Origin of the sequence: Streptomyces sp. NPDC006265 (assembly GCF_040613555.1) — a bacterium.
In the GTDB taxonomy this organism is placed as follows: Bacteria; Actinomycetota; Actinomycetes; order Streptomycetales; family Streptomycetaceae; genus Streptomyces.
In genome coordinates this window covers 1-19,019 of the sequence record NZ_JBEXSH010000062.1, presented here as the reverse complement: position 1 = coordinate 19,019, position 19,019 = coordinate 1, and the positions used below count along the sequence as shown (strand labels likewise).

Here is a 19,019-nt window from a genome sequence, read left to right as displayed (position 1 = left end):
GACGGCACGAGGCCATGCCCGGCATGCGAAGCTGACCGCCATGTCCGTGCTCCGCTCCGCCGCCCTCTTCGTCCTCGCCGCGCTCCTCGAGATCGGCGGCGCCTGGCTCGTCTGGCAGGGCGTGCGAGAGAACAAGGGCTGGCTCTGGGCGGCCGGCGGCGTCCTCGCGCTCGGCGCCTACGGCTTCGTCGCCACGTTCCAGCCCGACGCCCACTTCGGCCGCGTCCTCGCCGCGTACGGCGGGATCTTCGTCGCCGGCTCGATCCTGTGGGGCGTGGTCGCGGACGGCTACCGTCCGGACCGCTGGGACATCACGGGGGCGCTGGTCTGCCTCACGGGCATGGCCGTCATCATGTACGCCCCGCGGGGAAACTGACCGGGCCCTCGGGCCTCAGAACGGCTCATCGGGCAGCAGGCAGCTGCCCGAGGAAGTCCATCTCGTCGAAGTACAGCCGGTAGTCGACGATCCGCCCGTCCCGCACGGTGGCGATGTCCACCCCGCGGATCCGGACCTCCTTCTGCGTCGGCGGCAGCGTCTCGCCGTTGGGCAGCTCCAGCGGCCCGGTGTTCCGCCCGCGGTAGATCCCCTCGTCGATGGCCGTATCCCCGGCCTCGTAGGAGTGCAGCACCTCGAACGTCGCCCCGGGGACCGCCTCGGTCATCGTCCGCCAGTACGCGACGATCGAGTCGCGCCCGCGCAGTTCACCCTCGTCGGGGGTGAAGGCGACCGCGTCCTCGGCGTAGAGCGCGCCGACGGCCTCCAGATCGGGGTGTGCGGTGACCGCGTCCGTGAGCCGGTCCATGACCTCACGCGCCTCGCCCATGATCCACCTCCGGGAGAAACAGGGGATCGCCCGTCCTCTTCTCCCACCGAAGGGCCCGCCTATCCTGGCCACGGGCCCGACGCGGACGCCGGGCCCGCCCACGCCCGAGGACCCGAGGAGCACCCCATGGCCACCGCCGCCCCGCCCGCAGCCTCCCGCATAGCCGTCGTAACGGGTGCGAGCAGCGGGATCGGCGCCGCCACGGCCCGGCAACTCGCCGCGGCGGGCTACCGCGTCGTCCTCACCGCGCGCCGCAAAGACCGCATCGAGGCCCTCGCCGAGGAGATCACCACGGCGGGCCACCAGGCCACGGCGTACCCCCTCGACGTCACCGACCGCGCCGCGGTCGACGAGTTCGCCACGGCGTTCAAGACGATCGGCGTGCTGGTCAACAACGCGGGCGGCGCGCTCGGCGCCGACCCGGTCGCCACCGGCGACCCGGCCGACTGGCGGCAGATGTACGAGACGAACGTCATCGGCACCCTCAACCTGACCCAGGCCCTGCTGCCCAAGCTGATCGCGAGCGGCGACGGCACGGTCGTGGTCGTCTCCTCCACCGCCGGCCACGGCACCTACGAGGGCGGCGGTGGCTACGTCGCCGCCAAGCACGGCTCCCACGTGCTCGCCGAGACCCTGCGTCTGGAGATCGTCGGACAGCCGGTCCGGGTCGTCGAGGTCGCCCCCGGCATGGTCAGGACGGACGAGTTCGCCCTGACCCGCTTCGGCGGCGACGAGGAGAAGGCGGCCAAGGTCTACCAGGGCGTCGCCGAACCCCTCACGGCCGACGACGTCGCCGACACGATCACATGGGCGGTCACCCGCCCCGCCCACGTCAACATCGACCTCCTGGTCCTGCGCCCCCGCGCCCAGGCGTCCAACACGAAGGTGCACCGGGACGCGTAACGGGCTCGCCCTCACCCACAAAGGTGAACTCTCTCGATCACACGAACAGCGACTGAACTGGCGATCTAGGCTCACGCCACACCATCAGAGCGACGGCCCTCGACCGGGACTGGCATCCCGCCCGAGGGCCTGACCGACAAGGAAGTAGAGGCTTCCCTGTGGCTGACTGCGAGCCTAACGCCCACGAGTTCATGGACCTCACGGTTCCCGAGTACGCGTACATGTTCGGGTTTTGCAGGCGGACGGGCACTTGGCCAGAGGAACCGGCCAGAAGGGGCGTCTGACGTCGAGATCAACGCTCGAGACGTCGGACTGCTCAGCAGATTTCAGAGGCCGACGCCGTACGAACTCGGCCTGCCCTAAGGCCGCAAGTCGGCGGGCATCACCCCACCCCGTGTCGACTTCTCAGAGCGGGATTACCTGCGCGGCATCATCGACGCCGATGGCTCAGTGAGCTACACGAGCCTCGGCTTCCCATTCGTCTCTCTGACCACGACGAGCACAGCCATCGCGACCTACCTGTGCTTCCACGCGGAGAAGCTCACAGGAGCGAAGCGCACCATCAAGCGCAATACCCAAGACGGCATCTACAACATCGTCTACATGAAGGAGCATGCGCAGGAGCTGGCCGCTCACCTCTACTACCCCGACTGCCTCTCGCTGGAGCGGAAGCAGGTCGCGGCCGATTCGTTCGGGTGCTGGGCACGTCCAGCGAGTATGGGCCGTCGGCCGCCGCGCATCCACTGGACCTCCGAAATGGACCGGATTCTCCTCGCGGCGCCAACCATTGCCCACGCAGCAGCAGAGCTCGGCTACTCCCGGAGCCCTGTCAAAACCGGCGGTGGAAACTGCTTCACGGCATCGCGCCACAACCGGAATGAGCATCTCATAACGGGCGCGGCGCTCGTCGCCGCGCCCGCAGCTGCTCCTAGCCCTTCACACAGACGAACTGCTTCAGCTTCGCCACGACCTCGACCAGATCACGCTGTTGCTCCATCACCTGATCGATGTTCTTGTATGCACCCGGAATCTCGTCGAGCACACCCGAGTCCTTGCGGCATTCCACGCCGCGCGTCTGCTCCTCCAGGTCACGCACCGTGAAACGCCGCTTCGCCGCGTTCCGGCTCATGCGCCGACCGGCTCCGTGCGAAGCCGAATTGAAGGCCCTATCGTTGCCCAGACCTTTCACGATGTATGAACTGGCGCCCATCGAGCCGGGGATGATCCCATACTCGCCGGCGCCGGCGCGGATCGCACCCTTGCGGGTCACGAGGAGGTCCACGCCCTCATACCGCTCCTCCGCCACGTAGTTGTGGTGACAGGAGATCTCCGGCTCGAAGGTCGGTTTCGCATTCTTGAACTCCTTGCGGATCACGCCCTTCAGGAGCGCCATCATGATCGAGCGGTTGTACTTCGCGTACTCCTGCGCCCAGAACAGGTCGTTGCGGTAAGCCGCCATCTGCGGGGTGTCCGCGACGAACACCGCGAGGTCGCGGTCGACCAGACCATGGTTGTGCGGGAGCTTCTGGGCCACGCCGATGTGATGCTCGGCCAGCTCCTTGCCGATGTTCCGGGAACCGGAGTGCAGCGTGAGCCACACCGAACACTGAATCGAACAACAGCTCGATATAGTGATTTCCCCCGCCGAGCGTTCCCATCTGCTTGGTGGCGCGCTCCTGGCGGAACTTGACCGCCTCCGCGACCCCGTCGAACCGCGACCAGAAGTCGTCCCACCCGGCCGTGGCCATGCCGTGGAACCGCCCCGGGTCGACCGATTCGCCGTGCATCCCCCGCCCCACCGGAATCACCTGCTCGATCCGCGACCGCAGCCGGGACAGGTCGCCGGGCAGGTCGTTCGCCGTCAGGGACGTCTTCACCGCCGACATTCCGCAGCCGATGTCGACCCCCACCGCCGCCGGGCACACCGCACCCCGCATCGCGATGACCGAGCCGACCGTCGCGCCCTTGCCGTAGTGCACGTCGGGCATGACCGCGAGGCCCTTGATCCAGGGCAGGGTCGCCACGTTCCGCAGCTGCTGGAGCGCGCCCTCCTCGACCGAGGCCGGGTCGGTCCACATCCGGATCGGTACCTTCGCGCCCGGTATCTCTACATACGACATAACGCCCTCAAGCCCCCGTAAACGAACAGAAGTCTTCAACAGCAAATACCGGAGCCAAGGTCGACGAAAGGGAAATCGGACCGGCGTTCACGGCGGTGCGTGCGATACACATTGTGTTCATCGCCCGCCCTGGGGCGGCAAGCCATTTTCCGTGTCGAGAGGGGCCACCACGTGCAACGGAAGGCGTACGCACCCGGTATCGCCGTGCTCCTCGCGGCGGTCCTGGCCGGCTGCACCGGCGGCTCGGGCGACGAGGGGACGACGGACGGCTCCAACTCGGGCGACACCGGCACGGCATCACCCGCCGCCGAGCCCGGCCGCTACCGCACCCTGCCCGAGCCCTGCGCCGAGGTCGGCGAGAGCACGCTCGACGAACTCCTCCCGGGCATCCGGAAGATCGGTGACGAGGAGCAGCGCGAGAAGGCCTATGAGGGCGAGCCCACGACCACGTTCGACACCGACCGCAAGGTCGGCTGCCGCTGGAAGGTGGACTCCCCGGACGCCACCGACCACCTGCTGATCGACTTCGAGCGGGTCGTCTCCTACGACAACGCCGTCAGCGACGACAACCAGGCCGAGCAGCTCTTCGCGGAGCAGGAGGCCTCGGCCCACCTGCCCGTGCCGACCGCGACCGGGACGGCGGCCGCCGGCAGCACCCCGCCGGGCGGTGCGAGCGCGTCCCCGAGCGGCTCCCCCTCCGGCTCCTCCTCGCCCTCGGCGTCGGTGTCCGCCGCCCCGACCGAACTGCAGCCCCGGGTGCTGGAGGACCTCGGCGACGAGGCCTTCCTCGACGACGGGCTCAGCAGTTCCGGTTCGACGGCCAAGCAGCGGACGGTGACTGTGGCGTTCCGCACGTCCAACGTCATCGTGACCATCGAGTACGCGGAGCAGCCGACGACCGTCGGCGTCGTCCCGGACAGCAAGGAAATGCAGGACAGGGCGCAGAAACTGGCCTCCCAGCTGGCGGATTCGCTGAGCGACTGAGGTCCTTTCACGGCCCCTTCACGCGTACCCGCAGAGCACCCGAAGGAAGAACACACCGCTGCCTCACCGCGTACGGTGACCACTCGGACCCGTTCCGACCGCAGGGAACCACGAGCGTCATGAGTGAAGGAACCATGCAGCGACGAGCACAGCGAGAAGAGCGAGAAGAGCGAGCGAAGCGCCGCAACCGCGTCCTTGTCTGCGCGGCCGCCGTACCCGTGATGCTGGTCGCCGCCGGCTGCTCCTCGGACTCCGGCTCCGGCGAGAGCACGGACAAGGCGGCGAAGGCCGCCGCGTCGGCGTCCGCGAGCCCGTCGCCGACCGTGCAGGCGGCGGCGTACGGCAAGCTTCCGGAGCCGTGCAAGGCGTTCTCGAAGAAGACGCTGGAGGACCTCGTCCCGAAGGGCAAGTCCGGCAAGGAGGGCAAGTCGGACGACATCTCGACCCGGGGCAGCTGCTCCTGGAACAGCCTCGACAACAACGGCGTGAAGGGCTCGCAGTTCCGCTGGCTGAACGTGTCGATGCTGCGCTTCGAGTCGGATGTCACCCGTGGCCCGGCCGACAAGCTGGCCGAGGAGTACTTCGAGAAGCAGGTCCAGGAGGCCCAGGCCGTCGAGGGCGCGAAGGGCGTCAAGACGGAGCCGGTGGCCGGTACGGGCGACCAGGCGACGGCCGTGCACTACGACCTGAAGAAGAAGGAAGGCACCTTCAAGCAGCAGACGGTCGTGGCGCGCGTGGAGAACGTCGTGGTCACGCTCGACTACAACGGCGCGGGTCTGGCCGGCGACAAGACGCCGAGCGGCTCCGACATGCTGAAGGACGCGAAGAAGGCCGCCAAGGAGGCGGTGGACGCGGTGTCCGAGGCGAACGGCGAGGGCGGCGGCAAGGCGGGCGGCGCTTCGAAGTCGCCGTCGAAGTCCCCCTCGAAGTCGCCGTCCAAGTCGGCGTCCAAGGAGGCTTCGGACGAGCCCTCGAAGAGCGCCTCCTCGCCGTCGAAGAAGCCCGCGTCGAAGAGCTGAGCATCTCCGACGGGAACCGGCCACCCGTCCTCCGCACACATGTGCCACCCTGTTGCGCGCAACAACATGCAAGGGGAGGGGAGTACGGGTGGCCGCGCCACTGCAACTGACTCGGATGCACCGCGTTCTCATCGGCGTGGTCGTGGCCGGTGCCGTGATCATCGCCGGCATCGGCTTCGCCGGTTCGTACGCGGCGGTCCGCGAGTTGGCCCTCAAGAAGGGCTTCGGGAACTTCTCCTACGTCTTCCCGATCGGCATCGACGCGGGCATCTGCGTCCTGCTGGCCCTGGATCTGCTCCTCACCTGGATCAGGATCCCGTTCCCCCTGCTGCGTCAGACGGCGTGGCTGCTGACGGCGGCGACGATCGCCTTCAACGGCGCGGCCGCGTGGCCGGATCCGCTCGGCGTGGGCATGCACGCGGTGATCCCGATCCTGTTCGTGGTCTCGGTCGAGGCGGCCCGGCACGCGATCGGCCGTATCGCCGACATCACGGCCGACAAGCACATGGAGGGCGTCCGCCTCACCCGCTGGCTCCTCTCCCCCCTCCCCACGTTCCTCCTCTGGCGCCGCATGAAGCTCTGGGAGCTCCGCTCCTACGAGCAGGTCATCAAGCTGGAGCAGGAGCGGCTGGTCTACCAGGCGCGGCTGCGCTCGCGGTTCGGGCGGGCGTGGCGCAGGAAGGCTCCGGTGGAGTCCCTGATGCCGCTTCGGCTGGCGCGCTACGGGGTGCCGCTGGCCGAGACGGCTCCGGCAGGTCTGGCGGCGGCGGGTATCGAGCCGGCACTGATCCCGCCGGCTCCCCAGCAGGCTCTGGACGCGGCGGCCGCGCCCGCCCGGGCCGGAGGCGGTCCTGCCACTTCCGCGCAGCCCGCCCCCCGCAGGGCGACGCCCCCCGGCGAGCAGCGCCTGGAGCTCGACGGTTCCCCCGCCGCCGGGTACGCGGAAGCAGAACCCGAATCCGAACCCGACCAGAGTCCCTGGTTCAACACCCCCCGTGAGGTCGCGTACCAGGGTGGCTACGACCCTGCCTACGACCCGGAGCGGTACGCCCAGTGGTTCGCGGAGCAGCAGCAGGCCGAGCAGTACCTGGACCAGCCGCACGAGGCCCCGTCCCCGGAGGACACGGGCAGCTTCCCCATCCCCGTGGGTCCGGGCCGCACCCGCGAACTGGGCGAAGGCGGCGGTACCCCGGGCGCGCAGGCGCCCGGCTCCGTACCCCTCCCCGAGCCGGACGAGGAGTCGTACTACCAGGTCTTCAAGCAGTCGATCAACGGCAGCTACCCCACGCCGCGTGAGCTCATCGACAACGTGGAGGCGGAGTTCGGCATCGGCCTGCCGCCGGAGGATGCCAAGCGCATGGTCAACCGCTTCACGAACCGTCACAACGCGGAACTGGAAGAGGACCACATCGCATAGCCGGGGGCAATTTCGGAATCATTTATTCCGCCACCGGGCCCCCGGTCGGCACACGGCTCTGTTCAGGCCATTTCCGAAAACGATCCCTTGCGCGCTCCCGCGACGCGTGGCTACGATCCTGCGGCGGAAGCGGGGGATCTATGCAGGCAGTTCACTGATACGCCGATAGAGATGACACGAGTTCGCCACACCCTGAGTGAGGCGACCCCTCTCGGCAATGAATTGATTCACTTTATCACCCAACTCCCGGGCGACGATGTCACGCAGCGACGTCGCATGGCGGGGGAATTCTGGAAGTTGGGGGCGCAGTCATGCAGCCAAAAGAGTACGTACTCCTGCTCGGAGCCGACCAATATCTCCGGGAAAGGGCCTTCTCGGGCGCGAAAGAGGCCATCGGCCTTCCGGTCTGGGCGGCGTCGGAGGACGCCGTCCGCGGACTGAACCGCACATTCGACACCATGCTCTCCGCCGACCCCAAGGACGCGGATTCCCTGCTGCGGGCCATCCGCATGCATGCCGCCCGGGGCCGGCACCCCCGGATCGTCGTGCCGCTCAACGACTGGACGGTGGACTCGGCGAACGTCGTCAACCGCACCCTGGGCCTGGGCGGCCTGGACGCCACCGCGGTCACCAACGCCCGCAACAAGCATGCGATGAAACAGGCCCTCCTGACCGCCGGTGTGCGCACCCCCCGGTCCCGGCTGGTGCAGTCCGAGGAGGAGCTGCTCGACGCGGTCGAGGACCTGGGTCTGCCCGTGGTCGTCAAGCCGTACGACTTCGGCGGCAGCGGCGGTGTCGTCCTGGCCACCACCCGCGAGGAGGCACTGGCCGCTCTCGCGGAGTCCAAGGGCGTCATCGCCCAGTACGGCGCGGCGTTCAACATCCTCGGTGACAAGTACCTGGTCGAGCAGTTCGTCGACTCCGACGACGAGGTGTCCGTGGAGGTGCTCTGCGGCGTGGGACGCGCACAGGTCCTCGCCGTGACGGAGAAGTACCTGTCCCCGCGCCCCTGGTTCGCCGAGCTCGCCCACCTGGTGCCGAGTCACCGCACGGGCGACGAGACGCTGACCGGCCTCGCCGTACGGGCCTGTGTCGCGCTGGGCATCGACCGGGGCCTCGCCCATGTGGAGATCAAGTTCGGCGCGGACGGGACGCCCTGGGTGATCGAGGTGGCGGCCCGCCCGGGCGGCGACGGGATCATGGACCAGGTCGAGCGGGCCTACGAGCTCAACCCCTACCGGCTGCACGTCGGTTCCTACCTGGGCATCGACCTCCTGGACACCGTCGCCGCCGCGACGCCCGTCAGGACCTCGGCGATCGGGTTCCTCAAGGCCGCGCCGGGACGGATCCTGGACGTACTCGACGGGAAGCCGCTGCCGCCCGAGGTACGCAGCATCAACATCGCCGCCAAGCCCGGCGACCTCTCCCACGCGGCCAAGAACTGGAGCACCAGGGAAGGCCTCGTCGAGCTCGAGTGGGACGAGCTGTTCGATGCGAAGACGCCGCTGCCGGTGACGGTGGCGAAGGACCTGTCCGACCAGATCTTCGTGACGGGTGAGGCGGCCGGGGCGTGACGCGGTACACGCTCTACTCCGGTCTCTACCGATTCTTCAACGGCGTGGTGCTGCTGCTCCTGAACTGGCACATCGCGTCCGCGCAGGGCGGCGGCTACGGTGCACTGGCCGTCTCCACCACACTCTCCTTCGTCCCGGCCGTCTTCGTCCCGCCGCTGATCCGCTTCACGCCGATCACCGGCGGGGCCCGGATGACCGCGGCGGGCCTCACCGGGATCTCCCTGACGCTGCTCGCGATCGCGGCCTGCTGGTCCCAGGTGCAGGCGGTCGTCGCCCTGAACTTCGTCCTGTGGATCTTCTTCTTCTACCTGGAGTCGACCTGGGAGGTCTGGTTCAACGACGAGGCGTCCGGGGTGCGCGGTGAGGCCCTGCGCAAGCACAGCTCCCTGACCATGACCGTCAACCAGGTCGCCCTGATGGTCGGTCCGCTGTTCGCCCCGCTGTTCACGCGCGTGATCCGGGCCGAGTGGGTGCTGGTCGTGTGCGCCGGGCTGTTCGCCGTCGTCGCGGGCCTGAGCCTCGGGTCCCACCGCACCGCCACGGCCGCACAGGAGGCACCCGAGACGGCCGGGCCGCGGCGCGCGGGCGGCGTCAACGGGCTCTACCTCCTGGCCTTCCTGCTGGTGTGGCCCATCCTGGGGACGTTCAACCTCATGCTGCCGCTGCAAGCCCTCGCCCACGGCAGAAGCATGCTCACCGTCGGCGTCCTGGACATGCTGCTCGGCATCGGAATGGCCGTCGCCGGAACCTTCCTGCACCGCCTGACGAAAAGCCTGGACATGCGCTGGGTCCTGACGGGAGCCGCCGCCGCGGTGGCCGCGGCGATGGTGATCTGGGCCGTCGTCCCGGTGTTCGGGGCGGCGCAGATGGTCGCCGTCTTCGCTCTCGGATGCGCCTTCGGTTCCCTGCGCGTACTCCTGCGCGCGGAAGCCGCTGAGAACTTCTCGCCACGCCAGGTCGGCGCGATCGTGGCGAACGCGAACGCCTGCTCCCTCCTCTTGCTGTCGGCGGTCCTCGCGGGCGGCAGATTCTTCTCCGCGCAGATCTGGCTGGCGCCGTTCGCGCTGACCCTGCTGCTCGTTCTCTCGTTCCACGCCATTCGCAAGGCCCAGAACAACCGACTCGTACCGGCGGAGGTGTCCGAATGACAGTGCTCATCGATTCCCGAGGCGTTCCGCAACACGTGCAAAGCCCGCCGGACATGGAAAAGGTCGAGAGCGCGATCGTCCAACTCGTCTCCATGAAACTGGACCACGACCGATGTCGGCGCTCCGGTGCGGCCCTTCGACTGATCCTGGCCGTGGATCTGCTGTGCTCCATGGAGCGCCCGGCGGTCCTGGAGGCCACCGCGATCCTCGCCGCCCTGCCGGAGACCGGCCCCGCAGACGCCCGGAGCAAGGCGATGCGCTCCGCCCTCGGCTTCTGGACCACCGGGGACCTGGTCGCCGCCCGCAACGGCTTCCAGACCCTCGTCGACACGTATCCCGGCGACGCCGTGTCCATCTACGCCGTGCACATGCTGGACTTCTTCCTCGGCGACGCCCCGCACATGCTCGCCACGACGACGGACTCCCTGGCGGTCTTCGCCCCCGACGACCCGGTCATCGGCTATCTGCACGGCCTGCACGCCTTCGCGCTGGAGGAGAACGGCCTGATCGAGGCGGCGATCGAACGCTGCCGGCTCGCCCTCGCGCTGAACGCCGACGACGTCTACGCGATGCACGCGATGGTGCACTGCCTGTACGAGACCGGCCGGCACGAGGAGGGTGCCCGCTACATCCGCGACTACATGCGCGGCCGGGACGCCTCGACCCCCATGCGGATCCACGTCTGGTGGCACTACGCCCTGTTCGAGCTCTACGCGGACAACATCCAGGAAGTACTGGCCTGCTACCGCATCGGCATCCGCAGGAAGACGTCCCTGCGCTCCGCCGAGGACCTGGACGCCGTCACCCTGCTCTGGCGCCTCGCCCTGATCAGGCCGCAGCTCGACCTCTCCGCCTACTGGCGCTCCCTCTACCAGGACTGGGAGCCCTACCTGGAGGAGAGCTGGTACCTCTTCAACGACTTCCACGCCTACCTCACCTACTGCCAGGTCGGCGAGTACGGCCGCGCCGACGCCCTCCTGGAAGCCGTCCGGGCCCGCGGCAAGGAGGTGCCCGAGGAGATGGTCGACGTCTTCCTCGGCTTCCGCTCCTTCACCACCGGCGACTACGCCGACGCCGCCGACCGGCTGGCCAGGTCCTACCACCGGGCGTTCGCGATGGGCGGCAGCAACGCCCAGCGCGACGTCGTCGAGCTCACCGGGATCGAGGCGGCCCTTCGCTCCCGGAACTACGAACTCGCCGCGCACCTGCGCGAGTCCGGCAGGATCTTCCGCCACCGCGGCCCCGTGCTCGACGAGTACGCGGCCCGGCTGGCGGCCCTGCGCACATCCGAACGCCACACACAGGGGGTACTGAAGTGAGCCTTTACCAAGCGATACTCGACGAGACCGCGCCCGGCGACCTGCCGCTGAGCACGATCAAACTCGCCGACCGGACCACCGTGTGGCAGCTCGACAGCCCGGCCGGCTTCGCCGCCAAGGTGGCCCAGGGCCGGGCGGCGGTCTTCGTCTGCGAGAAGGCGGCGGCCCTGACCCTGGACGCCCTGAAGGAGTGTTGCGCGCCCTTCGGGGTCGGCGAGGCAGTCGAGTGCTCGGAGTCGCAGTACCTGCTGGCCATCGGACTGCTCGACGACACCGCGCTCCTGGTGCTGGGCGCGGACGCCGACGTCACGGCCGCCCCGGTGGAGTTCTCCCCCACCAGCGACGACGTCCGCAGCATCGTCGGCACGCTCGACGCCTACTACTACGGCTACGAGGACCGCTACCGGACCGTGTACGAGCACGGCGCCGAGCTGTGGGAGTCGGCGGAGCCGAACGCCTCGCTGCACCTGCTCATGCAGGAGCGCCCGGACGTCTTCTCCGGCCGGATCATCGACCTGGGCTGCGGCGAGGGCCGCGACTCCCTCTACCTGCTGTCGCAGGGCCACGACGTCGTCTCGGTCGACGTGTCGCACTCCGCGCTGTCCCGCGCGCGGGAGCGGGCCGCCGCCGCGAACCTGGACGCCTCCGGGTTCATGGAGCGCGACATCATCTACCTGCGCGGCTTCGAGGAGGGCGGCTTCGACCTCGCGATGAACATGGGCTGCCTGCACATGCTGGTCGACGAGGAGCAGCGGGCCCGCCACATCTCCCGCGTCCACGACATCCTCCGCCCGGGCGGGCACTTCGTCGTGGACCACTGCGCGAGCGAGTGGGGGAAGGGCTTCTTCTCCATCCCGGACTACGACGACATCTCCGCCGACCTCGTCCCGGGGCGGGTCATCTCCCGCCGGATCCGCGTCGAGGACGGCGAGAAGAACATCGGCCTGGAGGTGCTCCCCTACTCGGAGCGGTCCGGTGACGCCCTCACCGAGGAGATCAGCGGACACGGCTTCCGGCTGGTGAGCAGCACCCACACGGACACCGAGGCGTTCGGCTCGTCGACGATGCTGCTGTTCCAGAAGCCCGAGGCCTGACACGAGAAGGGGCCCTCCGGCTGGAGGGCCCCTGTCCCGGCTACCGACCGAGCAGCGAACGCACCCGGTCCTGCCCCACCGCCAGCAGCAGCGTGGGCAGCCGCGGCCCGGTGTCCCGGCCCACCAGCAGGTGGTACAGCAGCGCGAAGAACGACCGCTGGGCGGTCTTGATCTCCGCCGGCAGCTCCTTCGGCGTGGCGTCGGCGGAGAACCCGGCCTGTACCTTCGGCACGCCGTAGACCAGGTGCGTCAGCCCGTCGAGCGACCAGTGGTCTTCCAGCCCGTCGAGCAGCAGCCGCAGCGACTGCTGGGAGGCCTCGTCGAGCGACTTCAGCAGCTCGGCGTCCGGCTCGTCCCGCACGATCGTCCGCTGGTCGGCGGGGACGTGCGTGTTGATCCAGGCCTCGGCCTTGTCGTAGCGCGGGCGCGCCTCGTCGAGCGAGGTCAGCGGCTGCTCGGGGTCCAGCTCGCTGAGGATGCGCAGCGCCTGGTCCTCGTGCCCGGCGGTGATGTCCGCGACGGACGCCAGCGTCCGGTACGGCAGCGGCCGGGGCGTGCGGGGCAGGTCACCGGCGGCCGTGCCCACGGCACGCGCGTGCGCCGCCACGTCGGCCGGCAGGGCGCCGCCGTCGGCGACCTTGGCGTCCAGCCGGTCCCACTCGTCGTACAGCCGCTGGATCTCCTGGTCGAAGGCGACCTTGAAGGACTGGTTGGGCCTGCGGCGCGCGTACAGCCAGCGCAGCAGCTGCGGCTCCATGATCTGCAGGGCGTCGGCCGGGGTGGGCACGCCGCCCTTCGAGGACGACATCTTCGCCATGCCGGAGATGCCGACGAAGGCGTACATCGGCCCGATCGGCTGCTTCCCGCCGAAGATCCCGACGATCTGCCCGCCGACCTGGAACGACGACCCCGGCGAGGAGTGGTCGACACCGGAGGGCTCGAAGACGACCCCCTCGTACGCCCAGCGCATCGGCCAGTCGACCTTCCAGACCAGCTTGCCGCGGTTGAACTCGTTCAGCCGGACCGTCTCCGAGAAGCCGCACGCGGTGCAGGCGTAGGTCAGCTCGGTGGAGTCGTCGTCGTAGGAGGTGACGGTGGTGAGGTCCTTCTCGCAGTTGCCGCAGTACGGCTTGTACGGGAAGTACCCGACGGCGCCCGAGCTGCCGTCGTCCTCACCGGCCGCGCCGGAGCCCTCGGCGGCCTCCAGCTCGGCCTCGTCGACCGGCTTCTGCCCCTGCTGCTTCTTCGCCGGCGCCTTCTTCGTGCGGTACTGGTCGAGGATCGCGTCGATGTCGCCGCGGTGCTTGATGGCGTGCAGGACCTGCTCGCGGTACACACCGGTGGTGTACTGCTCGGTCTGGCTGATCCCGTCGAACTCCACGCCCAGCTCGGCCAGCGACTCGATCATCGCGGCCTTGAAGTGCTCGGCCCAGTTCGGGTGCGAGGAGCCCTTCGGCGCCGGGACGGACGTCAGCGGCTTGCCGATGTGCTCCTTGTAGCTTTCCTCGTCGACCCCGGCGATGCCCTTGGGCACCTTGCGGTACCGGTCGTAGTCGTCCCAGGAGATCAGGTGCCGCACCCGGTGGCCCCGGCGGCGGATCTCGTCGGCGACGAGGTGCGGGGTCATGACCTCGCGCAGGTTCCCCAGGTGGATGGGGCCGGACGGGGACAGACCAGACGCGACGACGACGGGTTTGCCCGGGGCTCGGCGCTCCGACTCCTCGATGACCTCATCCGCGAAACGGGAGACCCAGTCGGTGGTCTCGGTGCTCTGAGCCACGATCGGCACGTCCTTCTTTCTGCATCGGGCAGCCGGTACGGTCGCACGGCTGACCGCACCATTGTCCCAGACCCCCTCGCGCCCGGAAAAACGGCTTTACCCCCATGGGATACTGGCCGGGTCCATCGATTTCCCTAGGAGAACGGCACCCTCGCCCATGGCCTCGGTCACGTCCCTCAGCGACTCCGTCCACCAGCGCCTCGCGGCGGCCCTGTCGGCGGCTCTGCCGCAGGCCGGTTCCGCGGACCCGCTGCTGCGACGAAGTGACCGGGCCGACTTCCAGGCCAACGGGATCCTGGCCCTCGCCAAGAAGGAGAAGGCCAACCCGCGCGAGTTGGCCACGCAGGTCGTCTCCGGGGTCGAGTCGGGTGAGCTGATCAAGGACGTCGAGGTCTCCGGCCCCGGCTTCCTCAACATCACCCTCACCGACCGGGCGATCACCGCGAACCTCGCCGCGCGCTACGCGGACGACACCGGCCGCCTCGGCGTGCCGCACGCCGAGCAGCCGGGCACCACGGTCATCGACTACGCCCAGCCGAACGTGGCGAAGGAGATGCACGTCGGCCACCTGCGCTCCGCGGTGATCGGCGACGCGATGGTGCAGCTGCTGGAGTTCACCGGCGAGAACGTGGTCCGGCGTCACCACATCGGCGACTGGGGCACCCAGTTCGGCATGCTCATCCAGTACCTGGAGGAGCACCCGCACGAGCTGGACCACAAGGCCGACGAGGTCTCCGGCGAGGAGGCGATGTCGAACCTCGATCGCCTCTACAAGGCCGCCCGGGGGCTCTTCGACGCCGACGAGGAGTTCAAGACCCGCGCCCGGCGCCGGGTGGTGGACCTCCAGGCGGGTGACCCGCAGACGGTGGCCACATGGCAGAAGTTCGTCGACGAGTCGAAGATCTACTTCTTCTCCGTCTTCGAGAAGCTGGACATGGAGATCGCCGACGCGGACATCGTCGGCGAGTCGGGTTACAACGACATGCTCGCCGAGACCTGCCGCCTCCTGGAGGAGTCGGGCGTGGCGGTCCGCTCCGAGGGCGCCCTGTGCGTCTTCTTCGACGACGTCAAGGGCCCGGACGGCAACCCGGTCCCGCTGATCGTGCAGAAGTCGGACGGCGGCTACGGCTACGCCGCCACGGACCTCTCCGCGATCCGCGACCGCGTCTTCAACCTCAAGGCGAACAGCATCATCTACGTGGTGGACGCCCGCCAGTCGCTCCACTTCAAGATGGTCTTCGAGACGGCCCGGAAGGCGGGCTGGCTGGGCGACGACGTGAAGGCCTACCAGCTGGCCTTCGGCACGGTCCTCGGCAAGGACGGCAAGCCGTTCAAGACCCGTGAGGGCGAGACGGTCCGTCTGGTCGACCTCCTCGACGAGGCGATCGACCGTGCCTCGGCGGTCGTCCGGGAGAAGGCCCAGGACCTCTCCGAGGAGGAGATCGCCGAGCGGGGCGCCCAGGTGGGCGTCGGCGCGGTGAAGTACGCGGACCTGTCGACGTCGGCCAACCGCGACTACAAGTTCGACCTGGACCAGATGGTCTCGCTCAACGGCGACACCTCCGTCTACCTCCAGTACGCCTACGCCCGTATCCAGTCGATCCTGCGCAAGGCCGGCGCCTCCCGCCCGGCCGCGCACCCCGAGCTGGAGCTGCACCAGGCGGAACGCGCGCTGGGCCTGCACGCGGACTCGTTCGCGGCGACGGTGGCGGAGGCGGCCACGGAGTACGCCCCGCACAAGCTGGCGGCGTACCTGTACCAGCTGGCGTCGCTGTACACGACGTTCTACGACAAGTGCCCGGTCCTCAAGGCCGAGACGCAGGAGCGGATCGAGAACCGCCTGTTCCTCTGCGACGTCACGGCCCGCACGCTCCACCGGGGCATGGACCTGCTGGGCATCCGGACGCCCGAGCGGCTCTGAACCCTGCCCCTGGCGACAGGCCGAGGTCGGCACTCCCCCGTTGGGTGCCGCCCTCGGGCGTTGTGGCGAAACCAGTGGTCAGCTGCAGTTCACCCAGGTGTTGGACTTCATGTAGTGACTCGCGCTGTCGGTCGTCTTGTATCCCCTCGGGACGACCCCGCTGGACCCGCCGTGGTTCTTCGCCGAGAACCACTTGAAGTCGCAGGACGCGCCGTGGTTGTACCAGGACTTGAAGCTCTGGAACACGGCGTACTGGGTCAGGTCCTTGTTGGTCCCGGCGACCTTCTGCATGTGCCCGGTGTAGTTCTGCCCGGCCCAGACGCAGAACCAGCCCGAAGGACAGTGCGACGCCGCCTGCGGCGAGGCCTCCGCCGCGCCGGCCGTACCGGCGTTGCCGGCCAGCAGACCACCGGTCAGCGCGATCCCCCCGGCCATGACGGCGAGCTTCCTGGTCATACGCATGGTGCTTGCCCCCTTCGTGGTGGCCGACCGCACCGGCCGGCTCGACAACGAGAGTGCGGGCCGGGGGCGCGGATCCACCACAGTCGCCGCAGAAGTGACGTAGCCACGGGACGTCCCACGCCCTCACCTGCACGGACACCGCCCGCCGGGACGGCACGGCGGGACGCCCTCGACGGACGGTGGCCGAATCGGGAGGGGCCGGCGGGGGGAACGCAACCGATGTCCGGGGTCCCGCGTGGATGCTGGTGCAGAATGCGGCGGTGACGGGACCGCTGACCACGGTCCGGACACGCGAGTGGGGGGAACATGTCGCGTTGGAAAGGGCTGCCCGAAGAACTGGATCCGCGCGTACGGCAGTTGGTGGTGCGATTACGCCGGGCCAAGGACCACAGCGGACTGAGCCTGCGCCGGCTGGCCGCGAAGACGGACTACAGCACGTCGTCCTGGGAGCGGTATCTGTCCGGCAGGTCCCTCCCTCCCGGGGACGCCGTGGAGGCGATGGCCCGGCTCGGCGGTGACGACCCGACGCGCCTGCTCGCGCTGCACGAGGTCGCGGCGGAGGCGTGGGGCACGGCCGCGGAGCAACGCAGGACCCGGCCGGACGACCGGTTCTGCCCGTGCCTGACGTCGACGGCGTAGACCGTCCGGCGGCCTTCCTCGTGCGTCAGCCGAAGGTAGAACAGGGCGCGGCCGGGCAACTGCCACCAGCGGAAACGCTGCAATACTCGGCCGTCCTCGGGCTTGACCCGCTGCACGGCCCGACGCCGACGTCACTCCCTGAACATGACTCTCTCCCCGGCTACTTGCCCGGCTCAGCCGCGCAGGCGAGATCCTGAGCGGGACGCTGTCCGGTGGTCAGGAACGCCGTCACCGCGTCATTCGCGCATGTGTTGCGGCCGAACGGATAGACACCGTGCCCGCCCTGGTCGGCCGTCACCATCGTGGCCCGCTTCCCGAGCGCCCGCCGCAGCTTCCGGGCTCCGGCCAGCGGTGTCCCCGGGTCTCGTTCGTTCTGCACCATGAGCACGTTCGACGGTCCCCGGTCGCCGATGCGCACCGGCGGCTCGACCCGCTCGTCCGGCCAGAACGCGCACGGTCCGATGTTCGCCGTGGACCCGCCCAGCATCGGGTACCTGATCCGGTCGACGGCGACATCGCGCTGGTACTCCCGGACCGTCCTCGGCCAGCGGGAGTCACCGCAGATCACATGGAAACGGGCCGCCATGAAGTTCTCCATGCCGTCCATCGAGGGCGGGGTGCCGGGCGGCAGCGGCCGATCCTCGTCGAGCGCCTGCCACATCTCGGCGACCAACGGCATGGACGCGTCGTCGTAGAGACGGTCGAGGGTGAGTCCGCGGAACAGGGTCGCGTCGATTCCCCGGACCGGCTTCGCCTCCAACCGCTTCGCGAGGTCGAAGTACTTGGCGGTCACCTGCTCCGGTGTGGTGCCCAGACCGTACTCGGGGCGTGCGGCCGCGAACGCCGCGAAGTCCGGGAACCGGACCTGCAGTCCACGGGCCAGCGACCGCATGGCCGTGACGTCGTAACCGCCGGGACCCAGGTTGCTGTCGAGCACGACCCGGTCGCCGCGCGCCGGGAAGAGTGTCGTGTACACCGCGCCGAGGTAGGAGCCGTAGGACCCGCCGAGGTACGAGACCTTCGGCTGGCCCAGTGTCTCCCTGATGCGGTCCATGTCGCGCGCGGTGTTCGCGGTGGTGGTGTGCGGCAGCATCCACCCCGTCCTCGAGGTGGCGCACTGCCGGGCGACGGTCCGCGCGGGCCCGGCCGCCCGCGCGACGTCGGCCGCCGTGTGCGCGTACGGCGGCACGTTGCCGCGGTCGCGCTGTGCCGGCGTCAGGTCGCAGGTCACCGGCGTGCTGCGGCCGGTACCACGCGGATCGAAGCCGATCACGTCGTAGGAGTCCAGCACCCTCTGCGGCAGCTTCGAGGCGGCGAGGACGACCGGGTAGCCGAGTCCTGAGATGCCGGGGCCTCCGGGGTTGGTCAGCAGCACACCGCGGCGCCGCTCCGGTTTCTCGCTCGCCAGCCGGGAGATCGCGATCTCGATCTGCCGGCCCTCGGGATCGCGGTAGTCCAGGGGGACTTCGAGGGTGGCGCACCGGAGCCGGGACGAGGAGGGCTTCTCCGAGCACGGGCCCCAGCGCACGGTGTCCGGCGTCGCCGCCCGCGCTCCCGGAGTCAGCGTCACCGCCACGGCGGCGGCAGCGAGGGCGAGGGACAGGGACAGGGACAGGGACAGGGACAGGGTTCGTTGCATGGATGCTCTCCCGAGGGGCGTCGGCCGGTGAGGGTGGATGGTCGAACCTGAACGAGTCTGTGAGCTGCGAGGCGGGCACCGCATCGGCCCGGCGGCTCACATCGCCTCGACGAAAGTCGAGACCGTCCTTCGACCCGGGTCGAAGGACGCCTCCACCCCCGGGCCGCTGTGCCCGC

14 protein-coding genes and 3 pseudogenes are annotated in these 19,019 nt (G+C 69.4%); 12 read left to right on the top strand and 5 right to left on the bottom strand.

Translation table 11 applies throughout. From position 1 onward, the window contains the following. The first annotated feature begins 40 nt into the window (after positions 1-40). A complete protein-coding gene (locus ABZ281_RS08380; protein ID WP_356653362.1) occupies positions 41-376 on the top strand; it encodes a YnfA family protein in 336 nt (111 codons plus the stop codon). Positions 377-401: 25 nt separating this feature from the next. On the opposite strand, the gene ABZ281_RS08375 is transcribed toward ABZ281_RS08380, so the two are convergent. Continuing rightward, positions 402-824, bottom strand: coding sequence for a nuclear transport factor 2 family protein (locus ABZ281_RS08375; RefSeq protein ID WP_356653360.1), 423 nt, complete (start codon positions 822-824; stop codon positions 402-404). Positions 825-950: 126 nt separating this feature from the next. Here ABZ281_RS08375 and ABZ281_RS08370 point away from each other — a divergent pair, with 126 nt between their 5' ends. Both ABZ281_RS08370 and ABZ281_RS08365 read left to right on the top strand, forming a co-directional pair. After that, the gene (locus ABZ281_RS08370; protein ID WP_356653358.1) at positions 951-1,727 is read left to right on the top strand and encodes an SDR family NAD(P)-dependent oxidoreductase; all 777 of its coding nucleotides are present in this window, start codon (positions 951-953) and stop codon (positions 1,725-1,727) included. Positions 1,728-2,177: 450 nt separating this feature from the next. Then, positions 2,178-2,294 (top strand): annotated as a pseudogene (locus ABZ281_RS08365) (hypothetical protein); the annotation flags it as partial. Between the two features lie 361 nt (positions 2,295-2,655). Here ABZ281_RS08365 and ABZ281_RS08360 read toward each other — a convergent pair. Beyond that, positions 2,656-3,847: pseudogene (locus tag ABZ281_RS08360) on the bottom strand (RtcB family protein). Positions 3,848-4,018: 171 nt separating this feature from the next. On the opposite strand from ABZ281_RS08360, the gene ABZ281_RS08355 reads away from it, so the two are divergent. From ABZ281_RS08355 to ABZ281_RS08325, 7 genes are all read left to right on the top strand, one after another. After that, positions 4,019-4,831 (top strand): DUF3558 domain-containing protein, encoded by an 813-nt coding sequence (locus tag ABZ281_RS08355; RefSeq protein ID WP_356653356.1) that lies wholly within the window; start codon positions 4,019-4,021, stop codon positions 4,829-4,831. 119 nt (positions 4,832-4,950) lie between these two features. After that, a complete protein-coding gene (locus ABZ281_RS08350; protein ID WP_356653354.1) occupies positions 4,951-5,850 on the top strand; it encodes a DUF3558 family protein in 900 nt (299 codons plus the stop codon). Between the two features lie 88 nt (positions 5,851-5,938). After that, positions 5,939-7,267, top strand: coding sequence for a DUF2637 domain-containing protein (locus ABZ281_RS08345; protein ID WP_356653352.1), 1,329 nt, complete (start codon positions 5,939-5,941; stop codon positions 7,265-7,267). A 311-nt stretch (positions 7,268-7,578) separates the two neighbouring features. Further along, complete coding sequence (locus ABZ281_RS08340; RefSeq protein ID WP_356653350.1) at positions 7,579-8,841, top strand: ATP-grasp domain-containing protein; 1,263 nt, start codon at positions 7,579-7,581, stop codon at positions 8,839-8,841. Next, positions 8,838-9,989, top strand: coding sequence for an MFS transporter (locus tag ABZ281_RS08335; RefSeq protein ID WP_356653348.1), 1,152 nt, complete (start codon positions 8,838-8,840; stop codon positions 9,987-9,989). Before ABZ281_RS08340 ends, ABZ281_RS08335 begins: the two co-directional genes overlap by 4 nt. A 53-nt stretch (positions 9,990-10,042) precedes the next feature. Then, positions 10,043-11,308, top strand: a complete 1,266-nt coding sequence (locus ABZ281_RS08330) for a hypothetical protein (protein WP_356653347.1) — start codon at positions 10,043-10,045, stop codon at positions 11,306-11,308. Then, positions 11,305-12,402, top strand: coding sequence for a methyltransferase domain-containing protein (locus tag ABZ281_RS08325; protein ID WP_356653345.1), 1,098 nt, complete (start codon positions 11,305-11,307; stop codon positions 12,400-12,402). The genes ABZ281_RS08330 and ABZ281_RS08325 overlap by 4 nt, the downstream gene beginning before the upstream one ends. A 40-nt stretch (positions 12,403-12,442) precedes the next feature. Here the strand turns inward: ABZ281_RS08325 and lysS are convergent, their stop codons facing one another. Continuing rightward, positions 12,443-14,191 carry a lysine--tRNA ligase gene (gene lysS / locus ABZ281_RS08320; RefSeq protein WP_356653343.1) on the bottom strand — a complete coding sequence of 583 codons (1,749 nt, stop codon included), beginning with the start codon at positions 14,189-14,191 and terminating at the stop codon, positions 12,443-12,445. Between the two features lie 148 nt (positions 14,192-14,339). Between lysS and argS the strand changes: the two genes are divergently transcribed. After that, positions 14,340-16,103, top strand: coding sequence for an arginine--tRNA ligase (gene argS, locus ABZ281_RS08315; protein WP_356653341.1), 1,764 nt, complete (start codon positions 14,340-14,342; stop codon positions 16,101-16,103). 78 nt (positions 16,104-16,181) lie between these two features. Here argS and ABZ281_RS08310 read toward each other — a convergent pair whose 3' ends face one another. Then, entirely contained in the window at positions 16,182-16,565 is a 384-nt protein-coding gene (locus ABZ281_RS08310) for a peptidase inhibitor family I36 protein (RefSeq protein ID WP_356653339.1), read from the bottom strand. Between the two features lie 306 nt (positions 16,566-16,871). Between ABZ281_RS08310 and ABZ281_RS08305 the strand changes: the two are divergent. After that, positions 16,872-17,132: pseudogene (locus tag ABZ281_RS08305) on the top strand (helix-turn-helix transcriptional regulator); the annotation flags it as partial. 232 nt (positions 17,133-17,364) lie between these two features. On the opposite strand, the gene ABZ281_RS08300 reads toward ABZ281_RS08305, so the two are convergent. Next, positions 17,365-18,843 (bottom strand): alpha/beta hydrolase, encoded by a 1,479-nt coding sequence (locus ABZ281_RS08300; protein WP_356653337.1) that lies wholly within the window; start codon positions 18,841-18,843, stop codon positions 17,365-17,367. Positions 18,844-19,019 lie beyond the last annotated feature (176 nt).

Excerpts from the sequence above, each read along its gene's own strand:
- argS (WP_356653341.1), top strand. The coding sequence starts at position 14,340 with ATGGCCTCGGTCACGTCCCTCAGCGACTCCGTCCACCAGCGCCTCGCG.
- ABZ281_RS08375 (WP_356653360.1), bottom strand. The coding sequence starts at position 824 with ATGGGCGAGGCGCGTGAGGTCATGGACCGGCTCACGGACGCGGTCACC.
- ABZ281_RS08330 (WP_356653347.1), top strand. The coding sequence starts at position 10,043 with ATGGAAAAGGTCGAGAGCGCGATCGTCCAACTCGTCTCCATGAAACTG.
- ABZ281_RS08380 (WP_356653362.1), top strand. The coding sequence starts at position 41 with ATGTCCGTGCTCCGCTCCGCCGCCCTCTTCGTCCTCGCCGCGCTCCTC.
- ABZ281_RS08310 (WP_356653339.1), bottom strand. The coding sequence starts at position 16,565 with ATGCGTATGACCAGGAAGCTCGCCGTCATGGCCGGGGGGATCGCGCTG.
- ABZ281_RS08340 (WP_356653350.1), top strand. The coding sequence starts at position 7,579 with ATGCAGCCAAAAGAGTACGTACTCCTGCTCGGAGCCGACCAATATCTC.
- ABZ281_RS08300 (WP_356653337.1), bottom strand. The coding sequence starts at position 18,843 with ATGCAACGAACCCTGTCCCTGTCCCTGTCCCTGTCCCTGTCCCTCGCC.
- ABZ281_RS08370 (WP_356653358.1), top strand. The coding sequence starts at position 951 with ATGGCCACCGCCGCCCCGCCCGCAGCCTCCCGCATAGCCGTCGTAACG.
- ABZ281_RS08350 (WP_356653354.1), top strand. The coding sequence starts at position 4,951 with ATGAGTGAAGGAACCATGCAGCGACGAGCACAGCGAGAAGAGCGAGAA.